The 16,506-nt window shown below is 64.9% G+C and carries 12 protein-coding genes; 7 read left to right on the forward strand and 5 right to left on the reverse strand.

Annotation, left to right across the window (positions count from 1 at the left end; genetic code table 11):
- The first annotated feature begins 148 nt into the window (after positions 1 to 148).
- From CSQ93_RS11055 to CSQ93_RS11065, 3 genes are all read left to right on the forward strand, one after another.
- Complete coding sequence (locus CSQ93_RS11055) at positions 149 to 1,900, forward strand: ABC transporter ATP-binding protein (protein ID WP_099378077.1); 1,752 nt, start codon at positions 149 to 151, stop codon at positions 1,898 to 1,900.
- On the forward strand, positions 1,890 to 3,695 hold the full coding sequence (locus CSQ93_RS11060; RefSeq protein WP_099378078.1) for an ABC transporter ATP-binding protein: 1,806 nt from the start codon (positions 1,890 to 1,892) through the stop codon (positions 3,693 to 3,695). Before CSQ93_RS11055 ends, CSQ93_RS11060 begins: the two co-directional genes overlap by 11 nt.
- A gap of 183 nt (positions 3,696 to 3,878) precedes the next feature.
- Positions 3,879 to 5,921, forward strand: a complete 2,043-nt coding sequence (locus CSQ93_RS11065; protein ID WP_324847118.1) for a tetratricopeptide repeat-containing diguanylate cyclase — start codon at positions 3,879 to 3,881, stop codon at positions 5,919 to 5,921.
- Positions 5,922 to 5,966: 45 nt separating this feature from the next.
- Here CSQ93_RS11065 and CSQ93_RS11070 read toward each other — a convergent pair whose 3' ends face one another.
- Positions 5,967 to 6,296: a hypothetical protein gene (locus tag CSQ93_RS11070; RefSeq protein ID WP_035821678.1), complete on the reverse strand. Its 330-nt coding sequence runs from the start codon at positions 6,294 to 6,296 to the stop codon at positions 5,967 to 5,969.
- 137 nt (positions 6,297 to 6,433) lie between these two features.
- Positions 6,434 to 7,708, reverse strand: a complete 1,275-nt coding sequence (locus CSQ93_RS11075) for a cytochrome-c peroxidase (RefSeq protein ID WP_099378191.1) — start codon at positions 7,706 to 7,708, stop codon at positions 6,434 to 6,436.
- A gap of 166 nt (positions 7,709 to 7,874) precedes the next feature.
- Here CSQ93_RS11075 and acpA point away from each other — a divergent pair, with 166 nt between their 5' ends.
- The gene (gene acpA / locus CSQ93_RS11080; RefSeq protein WP_233516135.1) at positions 7,875 to 9,995 is read left to right on the forward strand and encodes an acid phosphatase; all 2,121 of its coding nucleotides are present in this window, start codon (positions 7,875 to 7,877) and stop codon (positions 9,993 to 9,995) included.
- Positions 9,996 to 10,052: 57 nt separating this feature from the next.
- On the opposite strand, the gene CSQ93_RS11085 is transcribed toward acpA, so the two are convergent.
- Positions 10,053 to 10,967, reverse strand: a complete 915-nt coding sequence (locus CSQ93_RS11085; protein ID WP_158301195.1) for a hypothetical protein — start codon at positions 10,965 to 10,967, stop codon at positions 10,053 to 10,055.
- 168 nt (positions 10,968 to 11,135) lie between these two features.
- Between CSQ93_RS11085 and CSQ93_RS11090 the strand changes: the two genes are divergently transcribed.
- Positions 11,136 to 12,023 (forward strand): hypothetical protein, encoded by an 888-nt coding sequence (locus tag CSQ93_RS11090; RefSeq protein WP_099378081.1) that lies wholly within the window; start codon positions 11,136 to 11,138, stop codon positions 12,021 to 12,023.
- Positions 12,020 to 13,522 carry a hypothetical protein gene (locus CSQ93_RS11095; RefSeq protein ID WP_099378082.1) on the forward strand — a complete coding sequence of 501 codons (1,503 nt, stop codon included), beginning with the start codon at positions 12,020 to 12,022 and terminating at the stop codon, positions 13,520 to 13,522. Before CSQ93_RS11090 ends, CSQ93_RS11095 begins: the two co-directional genes overlap by 4 nt.
- Before the next feature lie 227 nt (positions 13,523 to 13,749).
- Here CSQ93_RS11095 and CSQ93_RS11100 read toward each other — a convergent pair whose 3' ends face one another.
- Complete coding sequence (locus CSQ93_RS11100) at positions 13,750 to 14,169, reverse strand: hypothetical protein (RefSeq protein WP_099378083.1); 420 nt, start codon at positions 14,167 to 14,169, stop codon at positions 13,750 to 13,752.
- A 306-nt stretch (positions 14,170 to 14,475) separates the two neighbouring features.
- On the opposite strand from CSQ93_RS11100, the gene CSQ93_RS11105 reads away from it, so the two are divergent.
- Positions 14,476 to 15,546 (forward strand): hypothetical protein, encoded by a 1,071-nt coding sequence (locus tag CSQ93_RS11105; protein WP_099378084.1) that lies wholly within the window; start codon positions 14,476 to 14,478, stop codon positions 15,544 to 15,546.
- On the opposite strand, the gene CSQ93_RS11110 is transcribed toward CSQ93_RS11105, so the two are convergent.
- Complete coding sequence (locus CSQ93_RS11110; RefSeq protein ID WP_233516136.1) at positions 15,539 to 16,498, reverse strand: LysR family transcriptional regulator; 960 nt, start codon at positions 16,496 to 16,498, stop codon at positions 15,539 to 15,541. The two genes, CSQ93_RS11105 and CSQ93_RS11110, sit on opposite strands and share 8 nt — an antisense overlap.
- Positions 16,499 to 16,506: the final 8 nt, after the last annotated feature.

The raw sequence follows: 16,506 nt of genomic DNA on the forward strand, positions 1-16,506 counted from the left end.
GACGCAGCAAAACAACGGGCTACGGCCCGTTTTTTGCTTGCCCGTCCACAGCGCGATTTTCTACCTTGTTGTATCCTACGCGTACTTTCCGTCCGCGTGCCCGTCCTTCCGCCCCGCGACACCCCATTACTAAAAACAAAAGGTAACCATGAGTTTATCGAGGCTCATCGCCGGCTTCGTGCGTCAGCATTGGCCGGCGTATGCCGCCGCTGCCGTCATGCTGACAGGCGTGGCAACACTGACCGTCTGGATCCCGCGCCGCGTGGGCGCCATCATCGACGCACTGGCCGCGCACCGCATGACGGCGGCCGAACTGTGGCTTGAGCTGCTGACCCTGCTCGCCGTCGGCGTCGTCATCTACTTCCTGCGCGTGGGCTGGCGCATCACCCTGTTCAAGGCCGCCTACCAGCTGGGCGTGATGCTGCGCACGCGCTTCTACACGCGCATGTCGCAGCAGGGTGCGTCGTTCTACCAGAACCAGCGCACGGGCGACCTGATGGCGCTGGCGACGAACGACATCGACGCCATCGAAATGGCCGCCGGCGAAGCCATGCTGGCCGGCTTCGACGGCACTTTGACCTTGCTGATGGTGCTCGGCATCATGCTGCTGGGCGTGGACTGGCGCCTGGCCTGCATCGCCCTGCTGCCCTTCCCGCTGATGGGACTGGCCTTCTGGCGCATTTCCAGCCATATCCACACGGCGTCGACGGATTCGCTGAAACGCTTTTCCGCGCTGAACGACCATGTGCAGGAATCGCTGTCGGGCGTGCGCACCCTGCGCGCCCTGGGCCTGGAAGAGCGCAGCAGCAAGCAGTTCTCCACCCTGGCCGGCCACGCGGCCAACGCCAGCCTGACGGCGCAGCGCTGGGAGGCGGCGTACGAACCGGCCGTCGGCCTGACCCTGACGGCCGCCACGGCGCTGACCCTGGGCCTGGGCGGCTACCTCGTGTGGCAAGACCAGCTGACCATCGGCGCGTTGACGAGCTTTTCCATGTACCTGGGCCAGCTGATCTGGCCCATGTTCGCCGCCGGCTGGGTACTCTCCCTGATCGAACGGGGGCGCGCCGCCTGGCAGCGGCTGCAACCCATGTTAGATGCGCCACTGGCCATCGACGACCACGGCACGATCGATACGCTCACGCCCGGCCCCCTGCAATTGCAGGACATCGGCTTTGCCTACGCGGGCCAGACGGCGCCCGCGCTGTCGGGCATCTCGCTGCGCCTGCAGCCGGGCCAGACCCTGGGTCTGGTCGGTCCGACGGGCAGCGGCAAGTCGACCCTGCTGCGCGTGCTGCTGCGCCAGGTCACGCCGCAATCGGGCACGGCCACGTGGAATGGCGAGGCGCTCGACGCTTACACCCTGCACGCGCTGCGCGCTGCCATCAGCTGGGTGCCGCAGGAATCGTTCCTGTTTTCCGCCACCATCGCCGACAATATCGCGCTGGCCCGTCCCGGCGCCACGCGCGAGGAAGTGGAGCGGGCGGCGCAGCTGGCCGACATCCATGCGGACATCCTGCAATTCCCGGACGGTTATCAGACGCACGTGGGCGAAAAGGGCATCACCCTGTCCGGCGGCCAGCGCCAGCGCGTGGCCATCGCGCGCGCACTGCTGGCCGACAACGGCTTGCTGCTGCTCGATGATGCGCTGTCCGCCGTCGACACCGGCACGGAAACGCGCATCCTGCAACACCTGGAAGAACTGCGCGCGCGCCGTCCCGAGCGCAGCGCCATCATCGCCAGCCACCGCCTGAGCGCCGTCGTCAACGCCGACCTGATTTTGGTCCTGCGCGACGGTCACGTCACGGAAACGGGCAACCACGACGCGCTGATGCAGCGCGACGGCTGGTATGCCAGCCAGTGGCGCTATCAACAACTGGAAGCCAGCCTCGATGCCATCTAAGACCGACCAAGCCAACGCCACGCAATCCGTGCGCCGCCAGGCCGCGCAAGCCATCGGCCTGCTGCGCCGCGCCGCCGCGCCCGACCTGCGCCATTTATACTGGGCCACGTTCTGGCTGATTCTCGCCGCTGCCCTGGAAGTGACGGGCCCCATCCTGGGCAAGGCCCTGATCGACCAGCATCTGCTGCCGCGCAATCTGGACTGGACGCGCATGTCATTGCTGCTGGGCGGCTGCCTGCTGACAGGCTGGGTCGCTTCCGGCCTGCGCTATTTGCAGCTGGTGCGCCTGTCCGGCCTGGCCATGCGCTCGGTGCAGCGCCTGCGCGAAACCGTCTACCAGCACGTGCTGCGCCTGCCCATGGCCTTCTTTGACCGCGCCATCACGGGGCAACTGGTCAGCCGCGTCACCAACGACACGGAAGCGGTCAAGTCCCTGTACGTGCAGGTGCTGTTCGTCATCCTCGACAGCTCCATCGTCCTGGTCGGCACCATGGCCGCCATGGCCTTTCTCGACTGGCGGCTGATGCTGATCGTGCTGGCCCTGCTGCCGGCCGTGCTGGTCATCGTCTTCCTGTACCAGCGCTGGAGCGCGCCGGCCGTCACGCGCGCGCGCGCCCTGCGCAGCGAGATCAATGGCCAGATCGCCGAATCGATCGGCGGCATGAGCGTGCTGCAGGCGAATAACGCGGAAAAGCGCTTCGGCGCGCGCTTCACGGGCATCAACCAGGATCACTACACGGCGCGCATGCAGGAATTGCGCGCCAACGCCTGGCTGCTGCGCCCCGCGCTCGACATGCTCAATATCGTGCTGCTGGCTGTCGTCATCTTCAGCTTCGGCCGGCGCGAGATGGGCGCAGTGGAAGTGGGCGTGCTGTACGCGTTCATCAGCTACATCGCCCGCGTGATCGAACCCTTGATCCAGATCACCATGCAGTTCAGCCAGCTGCAGCAGTCGGTGGTGGCGACGGCGCGCGTCTCGGCCCTGCTCGACGAAGCGCAGGCGCTCGAACATGCACAGGGCAGGGAAACACCTGCCCTGCGGCAGGCGAAAGCGGGCAGCGACCTGCCCGCCGTCGACATCCAGAACCTGACCTTCGCCTACGTGGAAAACCAGCCCGTGCTGCACGACCTGTCGCTGACGATTCCGCAAGGCGCCTTCTTTGGCATCGTCGGCCATACGGGCAGCGGCAAGTCGACCTTGCTGTCCTTGCTGCTGCGCTTTTACCCCGTCACGCAAGGCAGCATCGCCATCAATGGCGTGGCCCTCGACAGCATCGACAACGAGCACTTCCGCGCCGACGTGGGCCTGGTGCCGCAAGACCCCTTCCTGCTGGCCGCCTCGGCGCGCGAAAATATCGACATGGGCCGCGGCTACACGCAGGCGCAGATCGAGACGGCCGCGCGCGCCGCGCATGCGCACGACTTCATCGCCGCGCTGGAGCATGGCTACGACACGCCGCTGGGCGAAGGCGGCTCGCGCCTGTCGTCAGGGCAAAAGCAGCTGATCGCGATTGCCCGCGCGCTGGCCGGCCAGCCGCGCATTTTGCTGCTGGACGAAGCGACGTCGCGCATCGATAGCCAGACGGAGCAGATCGTGCAGCTGGCCCTCAACGAGTTGCGCGGCAAGGTGACCATCATCGCCATCGCCCACCGCCTGTCGACCATCCGCGAAGCCGACCGTATCATCGTGCTGAACCACGGCCGCATCACGGAAGCGGGGCCGCACGATGCCCTGATGCAGATCGAAGGCGGCTTGTACCAGCGCCTGTACCTGCTGCAGCAACTGGCGCAGTAAGCGCGCCTTGTCAATGCCCGCAGTGTGCACTTTCGCAAATTTCTGCGCCCCGCATGATATTTCTTGATTGCAACAGAATATAATCTGTTACAGACAGGTAGTCATTGCGGGAGCGGGACGTTGGCAGGCAGACAGAGACGGGCATCATGGCGAAAGGCGCATTGGCTGCTGGTACTGGCCTGCTTGCTGCCGCCCGCCACCCATGCCCAGGTCAGTAAGCTGGAACAACACATCGCCGCCGTGCGCGAGGATGGCCGCTTCGTGCCCGCGCGCGCCCTGCAGCGCCTGCAGGAGGTGGAAACGCAGGCGCGCAGCGCGCCCCTGCTGGTGCGCGCGGAATTCCTGACACAGCTGAGTACGGTGCGCATGCGCCTGGGGCAGAACGACCTCGCCATGCAGCTGGCCGAGGAGCTGATCGCCTACGCCCGCCTGAACAAGAGCGACGTGGCGCTGGCGAAAGGCATCCTCTGCAAGGCCTATGTCACGTTCGCCATGAACGAGCGCCGCGCCTCGCACCTGCTGGCCTTCGAGGCGGAACGCATCGCCAACCGCACGGACGACTTGCCCGTGCGCGTGCAGGCCACCATCAGCGCGGGCCAGTCGTGGGCCGAGGAAGGCAATTTCCCGTTTGCGCTGGCCAAGCTGCAGGCGGCAGTCGACCTGGCGCGCCAGAGCCATTCCCCTTCCAGCCTGGCCGCCGCCCTGAATGCCCTCACCCTGCTGTACACGCAGATGCGCGAATACGACAAGGGCTTCGAGGTACTCGATGAATTGCTGGCCGTCTCCGGCACGCTGGAATCGCCGGGCCGCATGGCGCAGGCGAAGAATACGGAATACGGGCTGGCGCTCGACGCGCAACAGCCACAGCGGGGCCAGCGCGCCCTGCTGGCGGCCCTGGCGCTGGAACGCCAGCTGGGCGCGCGCGGCATGGTGGCCGTTACCCTCGTCAATCTGTCGGACAGTTACCTGAAGGAAGGCGATTACGTGCGCGCCCTGCGCTTTGCGAATGAAGCCATCACGGCGGGGCGCCTGGTCAACAATGAACAGGTGGAGGCGACGGCGCGCCTGAACATCGGCCAGGCGCTGATCGGCCAGGGACGGCTGCAGGAAGGCAAGCAAAGCGTGGCCACGGGCCTGGCCTACTACGAACGCACGGCCAACCAGCCAGAAATGCAGGCCGTGCTGCTGGAATACGGCATGGCGCTGGAAAAGGCGGGCGACCTGCGCGGCGCCGTGACGGCGTATCACCGCGAGCGGGGCATCTCGAACCAGCTGTTCGAGAAACAGCGGCAAAAAGCCGTGTATGAGTTGCAAGAAAAGTATGAGGCGGAAAAGAAGCAGCGCCAGATCGAGCTGCTGAGCCGAGAAAATCAGCTGAAGAGCACGGAAATCGACAACCGCCGCCTGCAGCAGCGCGTATGGTGGCTGCTGGCGCTGGTACTGGCCATGGCGTCCGCCATCGTTGGCTTGCTGTACCGCAAGGTACGCCACGCGAACGTGCAGCTGAAGGTGAAAAACCAGGAACTCAAGCGCCAGAGCTCGCGCGACCCGCTGACGGCCCTGTACAACCGCCGCCATTTCCAGGAATTCATGCGCAGCCATGCAGGCAAGCCGCAGCCGGCCTACGGCGGCGCCAATGTCGTCGGTGCGCTGTTCCTGCTCGACGTCGACCATTTCAAGCATATCAACGACCGTTACGGCCATGCGGCGGGCGACCTCGTGCTGACGACGATCGCCGAAACCTTGCACGAGGTGTTGCGCGAAACGGACATGATCGTGCGCTGGGGCGGTGAGGAATTCCTCGCCTTCCTGCCGGCTGTCGCGCGCGACGGACTCGACGATATTGCGCGGCGCATCCTCAACGGCATGGCGGCGCAAAGCATCCACTACCAGGGACAGGCCATTCAGGTACACGTGTCCGTCGGCTTTGCACCCTATCCGCTGGCGCCGCTGGGACGCCCGCTCACGTGGGAACGCAGCGTCAACCTGATCGACATGGCGCTCTACCTGGCCAAGGCGCACGGGCGCAACCGGGCGTATGGCTTGCGCGGTTTTCAGCAGGTGGAAAGAACGACCCTGGAAGCGGTGGAGCAAGACCTGGAACGCGCGTGGCGCGACGGCTTTGTCGATTTGAGCGTGGTGCTGGGGGGAACGGACGGGGTGGAAAAGACGGTGACGCAAGGAGGCCAAGCCAGCGATGGCGTCGCCGCAGCTGCCATCACCTGACGGCAGCTGCGGGAACCGGGCCGGCGCTGGCCGGCCCTGGCAAGATTACTTGTGCGCGGCGTCCTGCATCTTTTCGCCGGCTTTTTCCACTTTCTTGCCGACGGCATCGGCCGCTTCGCTCATTTTCTTGTCGGCGTCAGCGGCGACCTGATCCATCTTGGCGCCCGTATCGGCAGCGGCCTGGCTCACGGCAGCATCGGCTTTGGTAGCGGCGGCCTTGATGTCGGCTTCAGCCTTGGCAGCGGCCGCATCGATTTTCTGGCCAGCTTGTTCCGCAGGACCGGCAGCGACATCATCCTTCTTCTGGCACGCAGCCAGTGCCACGACCATCATCCCGGCGGCGCACACGGTCATCCAATTTTTGCTTACTTTCATGATATTCCCTTTCATTGTTATCAAAAGACACAGATCAGTTCGCAATATACACCTGCCTAAAATTTTCTAGCGTGCGCTAACGCACATAAAAACAGGCTTTTGTGGCGTAGTTGTAAGCAATGGTATCTTGATATCTTTTAGCCATGTTTTCGCTCTGGCGGGCGGGGTGCCTGATAGCCATCCGTCAGGGTGTGCAGGAAGGCGATCACGTCGGCGATCTCCGCGTCGTTCAGGGCGGGCGCCTGGCCCGGCTGGCGGTCGAACGGCGCTTCCACATTCACGTTCGCCGCCAGGCCCGGCGGCAAGTCGTCGTATTTGCGCACCTTGCCGTGTTTATCTATCGGATACCACTTTTGCGGCGCCGTATCGCGCTGCACGTAAAAACGCAGCACCTGCTCAAGGCTGTCAAAACTGCCATTGTGGAAAAACACCTTGCGCAGGGCGACATTGCGCAGGGACGGCGTCTTGAAGCTGCCGCAGTACTCCTTGTGCTCCCTCAAGTCGGTGCGGTCCGGGCCGCACAGTCCCATGTCAAAGAACGCCGGGTCCGCATTGACGGGCAGCTTGCCATTGCGCGGCACACCGATATTGATCAAGCCATAGTCCGTAAATTGCGGGAAGGCGCCGCCGGAAGTGACCTGGCTGATATGGCAGGAGGCGCAATTGCCCTTGCGCTCATCGTTGAACAGGGCCAGGCCGCGCGCTTCCTGCGGGCTCAAAACGGCCTGCTTGCGCAGCACGGCGTCGTACTTGCTCGTGTACGGATAGAAGTCCAACGGGCTTTCCTGGAACACTTCCAGCGACATCAGCGCCCAGCGCAGCGCCTGACCCGGCTGCTCGAAGATATCCGCGCCATACGTCTGGCGAAACTGCGCCGCCAGGGGGCCAGCCTGCAGCTTGGCAACGACGGCGGCCGCATCGCGGTTGCCCATCTCGCGCGGCGACAACAACGGCGCCAGGGCCTGTTCGTGGCCGGACTGGGCGCGCCCATCCCAGTTGCGTCCGCCCGTGGGACCCGCGTCGACGCTGTCGTCGCCATCATCGTCATGAAAATGTTCGGTAAAGGCGGGCGCCGTCTGCAGGTAGCGCAGCGAAGGGGCGGCCCGCGTGCCCGCATCCTTCAGCTCCGGGCCGCCCAGCTGCACTGCCAGGCCATTCGGCGGGCCATACGCATGTTCGGGACTGTGACAGCTGGCGCAGGACATTTTTCCTGAGACAGACAGGCCGGGCTCGAAAAACATGGCGCGGCCCATGGCCGTCATTGCCGCCACCGAAGGCTGGCGTTGCAGGGTGGGCGCGTAGGCTCCGGCCAGATAGGCGGCCGCAGGAGCGGTCTGGACTTCTTTCTGCGGCGCGGGCTGGCAGGCGGACAGCGCGCAAATGGCAAGCAGCACGGCGGGTATCGTTTTCATCATGGGCTGGCAGCGTAGCAACGGCATGTGACAGCTGCGTGACAAAACCCTGCAAAACCTAATGTATCAAGTCCGTACATTACGTCATGTAACAGGCGCTGACATGTCACGCAGCTGACATATTGCCTGCCTAGCATGCGACGTTTTCCACCCAGAAGGCATGAAAATGAACTTGCACGCAAAAACTTCGTTACGGCCCCTGCCGTTGTTACTGACGCTGGGCCTGGCCGCCTGCGGCAGCGACTATGCAATCACGCCCAGCACCACGGGCCAGGTGATCGGCAGCTACTATGAAAACGCCCAGGTGTGCCTGGAAAGCGCCACCGCCAAACTGACGTGCGACAGCGCCTCCGCCGTCGTGCGCACGGCGGCCGACGGCAGCTACACCTTGGACGGCCAGGGCGCCGTGCTGGTGACCATCGGCACGGATGCCATCCGCCATGAAGCCATCGGCGACACGGGTAGCAAGGTGACGCAAAAACTGCTGCTGCGCGCTCCCGCCGGGCACAGCGCCTTCGTCAGCGCCCTGTCGACGGAGCTGGCGCTAGTCATGGATGGCAACGGCGGCGACTTTGCCGCCGCCAGCGGCAAGCTGGCCGCGCGCCTGGGCGTATCCGAAGCGGGCCTGGCATCGGACTTCAACAAGGCCAGCGGCGACGAGCTGGCGAAACTGAAGGCGGAAAACGCCAGCGTGACGAGCTTGATCGCCAGCGCCAGCACGCAGGCGGCTCCCGCCGACGCGCTGGCCGCGCTGAACGGCGCGCTGGCGCTGAACAATATCCAGACCATCGTCGTCATCTACGCGGAAAACCGCGGCTTTGACAATCTGTACGGCCTGTTCCCGGGCGCCAACGGCGTGCCGGGCGTGAACCCCACGTCGACATCCGCCTACGTGGCGCAGAAAGACATCGACGGCAGTACCCTGCCCGTGCTGCCGCCCACCTGGGGCGGCATGACGGCGGCCGGCCAGAGCACCGTCATCACCCAGGCGCAATCGGCCAACCTGCCCAACAAGCCGTTCCAGATCGACGACGCCAGCAGTCCCCTGTACCTGCCGCAATCGGTGATCACGCGCGACCTCGTGCACCGCTTCTACAACAACCAGATGCAGATCAACGGCGGCGCCAACGACAAGTTCGCCGCGTATTCCGACGCGGGCGGTTTGAGCATGGGCTATTACGACGGCAGCAAGATGCAGCTGTGGGACATCGCCAGACAATATGCGCTGGCCGACAACCTGTTCATCGGCGCCTTCGGCGGCTCTTTCCTCACGCACCAGTACCTGATCTGCGCCTGCGCGCCCACGTATCCGAACGCGGACACCTCGGTGGCCAAGGGTTCGATCGCGAAGATCGACGTCGACGCCAAGGGCAACTTTGTGCGCCTGACGCCGTCCGCCACGGCGCCAGCCACGGTGCTGAACGGTGCGCCCGCGTATGCCAACGATGGCGCGTTGACGCCGGCCGACAGCACGGGCATGTTCTACGCCGTCAACACCATGCAGCCGCCATTCCAACCCAGCAGCAACGCGCCGGCGTCGGGCGACAGCGGCAAGCTGTATGCGGACACGGGCAAGGCCAACACCCTGCCGCCGCAAACGCAGACGAATATCGGCGATTTACTCTCTGGCAAGAACATCGACTGGGCCTGGTATGCGGGCGCCTGGAAGGACACGACGGCCCTGGCCACGGCCAGCGCGCGCGGCGGCAGTTTCCCGAATCCGCCCAACTTCCAGTTCCACCACCAGCCCTTCAACTACTTTGCCAACATGGACCCGGTGAAGGCGCCCGCCTACCGCGCCGCCCACCTGCGCGACTTCGACAGCCAGTTCCTGGCCGACGCGGGCGCCGGCAAGCTGCCGCCCGTCGCCTTCTACAAGCCGCAGGGCAATTTGAACCAGCACGCGGGCTACGCCAGCGTGGCCGATGGCGACGCGCACATCGCCAGCGTCATCGCCCAGCTGAAGAAAAGTCCGCAGTGGAAGAACATGCTGGTCATCGTCACCTACGATGAAAACGGCGGCTTCTACGATCACGCGGCGCCGCCGAAGGGCGACCGCTGGGGTCCGGGCACGCGCGTGCCGGCCATCCTCGTTTCGCCCTATGTGAAAAAGGGATTAGTTGATCATACGCAATACGATTCGGCGTCCATCCTGCGCGCCATCACGCACCGCTTTGCCCTGCCAGTGCTCGACGGCTTGAGCACGCGCGACAAGGCGCTGGTGGCCAACGGCGGCAAGCCCATGGGCGACTTCAGCGCGGCGCTGGCGCTGGTACCGCAAGAGTAAGGCTGCGTCGAATGCGCCCGCCCGGTATGACCGCGGCGGGCGTTTGAGCGGTTGGCGCTACTGGCCCGGTGCCGTATCCAACAGCGAACGTTCGAGCAATTGCGACAGCGCCGTGCGCAGCGTCTGCGTGCGCGCCGCCAGTTCCGGCCGCTTGTAGCGTTCGGCAGCGATCAAGCTGCTTTCCAGGCAAACCCTGTCGCCCTTGGCCAGACAGGCGTCGGCAGCATCGAGCTGGACGCTCGCCTGCGCCACCTTCACCTTGGCATCGAGTTCCAGCGTGTCGGGATCGTCGCCCCAGCGTTTCACGTAGATGGCCAGGCGCGTGGCGGCCAGCTCCGGCTTGCCCCCGTCGAGGGCCTGGTTGACGCTGTCCTGCAGCGCCGTCCACGCCTGTGCCCGCTGCTGTTGCTTGTCGCAGGCAGTGGTGGACTTGGTGATGTTCGTCTGCAAGCGTTTGATCTGCGCAGCGGGCGCCTTGGCGCTTTTCAGCACGGCCAGCGCGCTGCGCGCACCGTCCAGGTCGCACTGCGCCGCCAAAGCCGTGGCGGCCTCGACCTGCTCTGCCACGCTGGCCGGCTTGTCAGCCGGCTTGTTATAGAACCAGATACCCGTCAGCACCACTGCCGCCGCGATCCACGTGCGCAAGCGCACGGGCGGGCGCGGCGGCGGTACCGAACCCTTGACGGCCGGTTTCGCGGGCGGCGCCTTGGACGGCGCAGCAACCGGTGCGGCAGGTGCTGGCGGGACGGGCTTGGGAGTGACAACTGGCTTGAGCGCGGGCTGCGGCGCCGGAGTGGGCACAGGAATAGGCGGAGCGACGGGCACGGGCACGGGCGGCGGCGCCACGGCTTTCTCCAGAACAGGTGCTTGCGCTATCTGGCGCGCTCCGCAAAACGGGCAATGCGCCACGCGCAGCGGCAAGGTCCGGCCGCAAGCGGCGTTGATGCAAACGTCATTCACTGTTTCAAGCACATTCCAACCTTTTCCTGGAGTCATTCCACTGCGTTCTGCCGCAATATTACCTTACGCAAGCATGGCAACGGCGCACCGGCGCCGAGTTCCGTGGCCTTGATACCGATCAAAAAGCATCCGCCGCCGCGTCCTAAGCTATAGGCACCGGCCAAGGACAAGGAGAACGCCATGCCAGCCCACCTGATCATCGAAGACGGCCAGCCCTCGTGGTGGGACAGCGCCGATATCTGGGTCGTGCCGGGCAATGATCCGAATGGCCCGCCCGGCGCGCCCATCGCCGGCACCAGCAACTACCTGTGGGGCCGCGTGCACAACACGGGCAACAGCGCCTCGAACGGCGTGCGCGTGGATTTTTACTGGGCCGACCCCTCCGGCCAGATCGCCGTCGGCGCCGCCACGCAGATCGGCTCCGCGTTTGCCGACTTGCCACCGGGCGCCACGCAGGAAGTGCTGTGCCTGGTGCCCTGGGTCCCCGTCATCGTCAATGGAGGGCACGAATGCCTGCTGGCCGTGGCCCACGGCCCGGGCGACATCAACCCGCTGCCCGATCCCCTGCCCAACGGCTTTCCCTTCCTGCCCAAGCAGCACGAGCAGATCGCCCAGCGCAACGTCACCGTGGTGCTGGCGGCACGGCGCGCACAATTGCTGTCCATCGCGGTGGCGGCCCTGCCCCGCGCAACGAAAAAAGTGGAACTGCACATTGAGCAGGGCGGCGAGCTGCCCGAGCGCCTGCTGGCCACCCTGGGGCTTGAGCGATGGCAGCCGGCCAAGGAAGCGCGCCTGGTAGCGGGCCTGGAGCGCACGCCCCATTGCAATGGCGATGCCCCCGGCGAGCAAAAACTGGCGCTGGAGGTGCCGCGCGGCCAGGCGCAGGCGGTATACCTGAGCGTGCGCGCCGAAGCCTTGCCGCCACGCCAGTATGCGCTGCTGCGCGTGCTGGAAAGCCAGGAGGGCAAGGTCATGGGCGGCATCACGTATATCGTCACCGATCTCGAGAAAGAGCAAACTCAAGAGCAGGAGCAAGAGCAGCACAGCCCCGAGGAGCAAGCATCATGAGCGATACCCCCCTGCAGGTGCTGACGCGGCCGTTCGCGATCGAGCCCGTCACCAATATCATGCTGCCTGATGGCATCTTCGACAATGCCATCTATGGCTTGCGCATCGCCGCCCACGTCACCAACATGTCCGGCAGCGCTCTGAATAATGTCACTGTGTACCTGGAAAGCGTGGGCGATCCCGGCATCGTGCCCGTGGCACGCACCTTCTTTTTTGCCAGCATTCCCGCCGGCGCGGCCATGCTGGTGATGTGGGATGCCGACTTCCAGCATGCTACGCCCGGCAAGCGCCTGGTCAGCTTTGTCGCCAAGGCGGACGGCTACACGCCGCACCGCTCGATCCAGCAGATCTTCGTCTCGCAAACGCGCTTCGACAGCGTCACCAATACCTACACGTGCACGGTCGAAGAAGGCACCCTGGAACTGTCCAAGCCGCAAGGCCACTTGCCGGGCAAGCGCTGGGGCAGCACGGGGAAGGATGGAAAAGAGTGCCGCTGCCCGCCCGGCCTGGGGCCGATCGTGCCGACCGGCATGACCCTCGTCTGGACGCCGAATCCCGCCTACGCGGGCACGCATGGGGAGCTGCCGTTTTCCGACCCGTGGTGGAAGGTTCTCGCCATCATCATTGCCATCATCGCCGCGCTGGTCGCCATCATTTCAGCCGCGCTCGGTTCCGGCAAGGCCAGCTTCAGCGTGGGCGGCACGTTCGAGGAGACCGATCCCAGCGTCGATTGCTGCTCGCTGGAAGGGGCCGGCTCGGGCCAGCCCGAATTCACAGTGGCGGGCGTGGCCTCGGCCATCGCCTCGGGCGCCATCGCCGTCGCCTGCTCCGATATCGCGGACCCGTTCTGGCGTGGCCAGGAAGCAACACCACCGGCCGCCGGCGAACTGACCCTGGCCGAGCGCGTGGTGGCGAAATGGGTGTTACCCGAAGCGCCGAACGCGGGCCTGCCCTACACGGCCGACATCAGCTGGCAGTACGAACGCTTCACCACGGGCGCCACCTACCAGCATGCAGTCACCGAAACGCAAGTCAACATCCACGTGGCGGGGCCCGTGGAAACGGATACGCCCGCCGTCGTGCAAGCCTACGAACCGCTGTGGATACGCGCCAGCTTCAAGCGCGACAATGGCAATGTCTTCCGCGGCACGGAGCTGTATGCGTTCGTGCTGTTCCAGGCGCCGCAGGGACTGTATTTCGTGGAATCGCTGACCGACAACGGCCTGGGCTTCGACCCGGGCGCCAATGATGGCGTCTACGCAGGCAGCCTGGACTTGAAGCGGGCTTACCGCACCCTGCTGCAATACGACCAGAAGGTCTACGGCACCTGGAGAGTCTTCGTCTTCGCCCAGGACGTCAATCTGACCAAGCCCGGCACGCCGCCGGAAATCGCCGCCCAGCACATCGGCGGCATGTTCGTCGCCAGCGCCATCGAAATCACCTTCGACGACACCCTGCCCTGCCCGCTCAAGGCGCAGGCGAATATCGTCGTGGTGTGAGGGGAGGCGTGAGCGAGGTCAGGCGTAGGTCGCACAGGTCGGATTAGCGGGGCCGCCGAGGCGGGGCAAAGCCCTGCGTAATCCGACAACATCGTTGGCTCCCGTATGCACACCAGGAGCGGCTGAGAAAATGCTCAGGGCTAGGCGCCGCCCCGAAGACAGTACTTCAGTACAGTGAGGTAAATGCAGGGCAGGCAACAACGCCATGGGCGTTTTATCACCCGCCCTTAAACTTTAACGCTTTCGGGCTTGGCGATAAGCGTGCGCGGAATGATATCCGTTACCGGACAAGTATCCATCGCCTCCGAATACGCAAGCCAGCGCTGCAGGCTCTCCATGCGGCGGATGGTGATGCCCTTGCCATTGATATAGCCGATCTGCTCGAAATTGGCGGGGCTGGTGGTCAGTTTCGATACGGTGGGCGCATTGTCGACCAGGCGGTCGTAGGCCTTGCGCGCCTTGTGTTCCCACTTGGCCAGCACGGGATCGTCAAAGCGATTGCTTTCAAAATACACGGTGATGGTACGGTCGTGGTTGGCAAAGCCGACGATGGCCGCACCCTTACGTATGGTCAACAGGACATCTTCCTTGACGCCCGTGACGGGAACGAAGACGGCGGCGCGCCCATCCGTATCCGGCCGCTCCATGGGAATATCTTGTCCGATTATGCTCATCACTTCACACTCTTAATCATCGCCTGTTGGCTTGTTGTCCCTGCATCACTGAAAGCGTGCCGCCGTGCGCATGCGTGCGTTTGCCGCTGCGCCGGGCCACTCCCAGGCTCGCTGCCATGCCCTGCAATACCATTTATCAAATAATACATTGCCGGAAAGCACTACACAAGATAATCAGGGGCGCGGCTGCCGCCTGCCCTCCGCCGGATGGGGAATGGTGTGGCCAGCAGCAATCACCTTATAATGCTGCGATTACTTCACGTCCCCCACCTTCGCACCATGACGCTTCCCGAGAATGACACCAGCCGGCTCGACGCCATCAGCGCCGCCGCCACCGAAGTGGCCGCGCAAAACGTGGCCGACCTGCTGGCCATGGCCATATGCCACCGCCCCGACGAACCGGCCCTGATCGTCTGCGACAAGCGCAGCTGGCTCAATGTCGTGCTGACGGAAGCGTATCGCCAGGCCTTGCCGGACGCCACCTTCATCGATTTCGACGAGGTCACGCCCGATGCCGTGCTGGCCGCGTTTGCCGAACTGCCGGCCGGCAGCCTCGTCGTGCTGATCCAGTCGACCAGCTTCCGCCTGGAAGCGTTCCGCATCCGCATCGAGCTGTTCAAGCGGGGCCTGAAAGTGATCGAACACGTGCACCTGTCGCGCATGCCCGGCGTGCAGGGACTGCACTACATCGCCTCGCTGGCCTACGACCCCGCCTACTACCGGGGCGTCGGCCATGCGCTGAAGGCGCGCATCAACAAAGCCCGCCACGGCATGGTCGACAGCGGCGGCGAGCAGCTGGTCTTCGCCTCGCCGTTCGAATCGGCCAAGCTCAATATCGGCGACTACAGCGGCATGAACAATATCGGCGGCCAGTTCCCGCTGGGCGAAGTGTTTACGGAAGCGCAGAACCTGGAAGCGGTGAACGGCCGCGTGCGCATCTTCGTTTTTGGCGATACGCACTTCATGGTCAACCGCCCCGACACGCCGATCACCCTGATCATCGAAAAGGGCAGAGTCACCGGCACGGAAAACGCCACGCCGGAATTTACCGCCATGCTGGAGATCATCCGCGCGCATGAAGGCGAAGTGTGGGTGCGCGAACTGGGCTTCGGCATGAACCGCGCCTTTTCGCGCGAACAGCTGGTCAACGACATCGGCACGTATGAACGCATGTGCGGCATCCACCTGTCGCTGGGCGCCAAGCACGGCGTCTACACCAAGCCGCAATTCAAGCGCAAGGATGCGCGCTACCACGTCGACATCTTCGCCGTCACCGAAGCCGTCTACCTCGACGACGAGCGCGTGTACGCGGATGGCGCGTGGACCGTGGAAGCCGTCGCTTTCAGCTGAAAAACCCCGCCGCTTCCAGTTCCCTGTCCCACGGCGGCACAGGCTGGTATTCGGCCACCAGGAAATCGATCAGCGCGCGCACCTTGGGCGACGGCTGGCGGCTGGCCGGGTACAGGGCGCTCAAGTGATTCAGCGGCAGGTCCCAGCCGGACAGCACGGGCACCAGGCTGCCATCGAGCAGGTTGCGCCAGGCGAGAAACGTGGTGCTGTAGACGATGCCGAGACCCCGCTGCGCCGCCTGGTGCAGCACCAGCCCATTATTCGCCGTGAAGCCCGCCTGCACGCGCACGCTCACTTCTTCCCTCTGCTCCCCTGCTCCACGCTGAAAATGCCAGTTCGTGCCATCGGTCAGGTGGCTGAAATGCAGGCACTGGTGCTGTAACAAATCCTGTGGCGTGCGCGGCACGCCCCATTGCGCCAGGTAGGCGGGGCTGGCGCACAGCACGGCGCGGCACGGCGCCAGCGGGCGCATGGCCAGCGCGCTGCTGTCCGGAATGCCGCCCACGCGGATGGTCAAGTCAAAACCATGGCGTATCGGGTCGAGCAGCGCGTCGTCGACAAACAACTCGGCTTGCACCTGCGGGTGCAGCAGGCTGAAACGCGCAACGGCGTCGGCCAGCCACGCGCTGCCGAAGCTCGATGGCGCCTGGATGCGCAGCGGCCCGGCCAGCTCCGCCCCCGCTCCCGCCTGCGCCACGTGCGCCACCATGCGCGCCGCTTCCTGCGCCTGGCTGACGGTGGCCATGCACGGCGCCAGATAGGCGCGGCCCGCGTCCGTCAGACTCACTTCGCGCGTGGAGCGGTGCAGCAGCCGCGCATGCAGGCGCTCTTCCAGCTGCATGATGGTCTTGCTGACCATGGCCCGCGTCAGGCCCAGGCGCTGTCCCGCCACCGTAAAGCTGCGCTGGCGCGCCACTTCGACAAAGATTTCCATCGCTTTTAGTTGATCCATGTCAAAGA

It is taken from the genome of Janthinobacterium sp. BJB426 (assembly GCF_002735705.1).
Lineage (GTDB): Bacteria > Pseudomonadota > Gammaproteobacteria > Burkholderiales > Burkholderiaceae_D > Janthinobacterium.

Coding starts and splice junctions, on each gene's coding strand:
- CSQ93_RS11075 (WP_099378191.1), bottom strand. CDS start 7,708: ATGAAAACGATACCCGCCGTGCTGCTTGCCATTTGCGCGCTGTCCGCC.
- CSQ93_RS11095 (WP_099378082.1), top strand. CDS start 12,020: ATGAGCGATACCCCCCTGCAGGTGCTGACGCGGCCGTTCGCGATCGAG.
- acpA (WP_233516135.1), top strand. CDS start 7,875: ATGAACTTGCACGCAAAAACTTCGTTACGGCCCCTGCCGTTGTTACTG.
- CSQ93_RS11060 (WP_099378078.1), top strand. CDS start 1,890: ATGCCATCTAAGACCGACCAAGCCAACGCCACGCAATCCGTGCGCCGC.
- CSQ93_RS11070 (WP_035821678.1), bottom strand. CDS start 6,296: ATGAAAGTAAGCAAAAATTGGATGACCGTGTGCGCCGCCGGGATGATG.
- CSQ93_RS11100 (WP_099378083.1), bottom strand. CDS start 14,169: ATGGAGCGGCCGGATACGGATGGGCGCGCCGCCGTCTTCGTTCCCGTC.
- CSQ93_RS11055 (WP_099378077.1), top strand. CDS start 149: ATGAGTTTATCGAGGCTCATCGCCGGCTTCGTGCGTCAGCATTGGCCG.
- CSQ93_RS11105 (WP_099378084.1), top strand. CDS start 14,476: ATGACGCTTCCCGAGAATGACACCAGCCGGCTCGACGCCATCAGCGCC.
- CSQ93_RS11110 (WP_233516136.1), bottom strand. CDS start 16,498: ATGGATCAACTAAAAGCGATGGAAATCTTTGTCGAAGTGGCGCGCCAG.
- CSQ93_RS11090 (WP_099378081.1), top strand. CDS start 11,136: ATGCCAGCCCACCTGATCATCGAAGACGGCCAGCCCTCGTGGTGGGAC.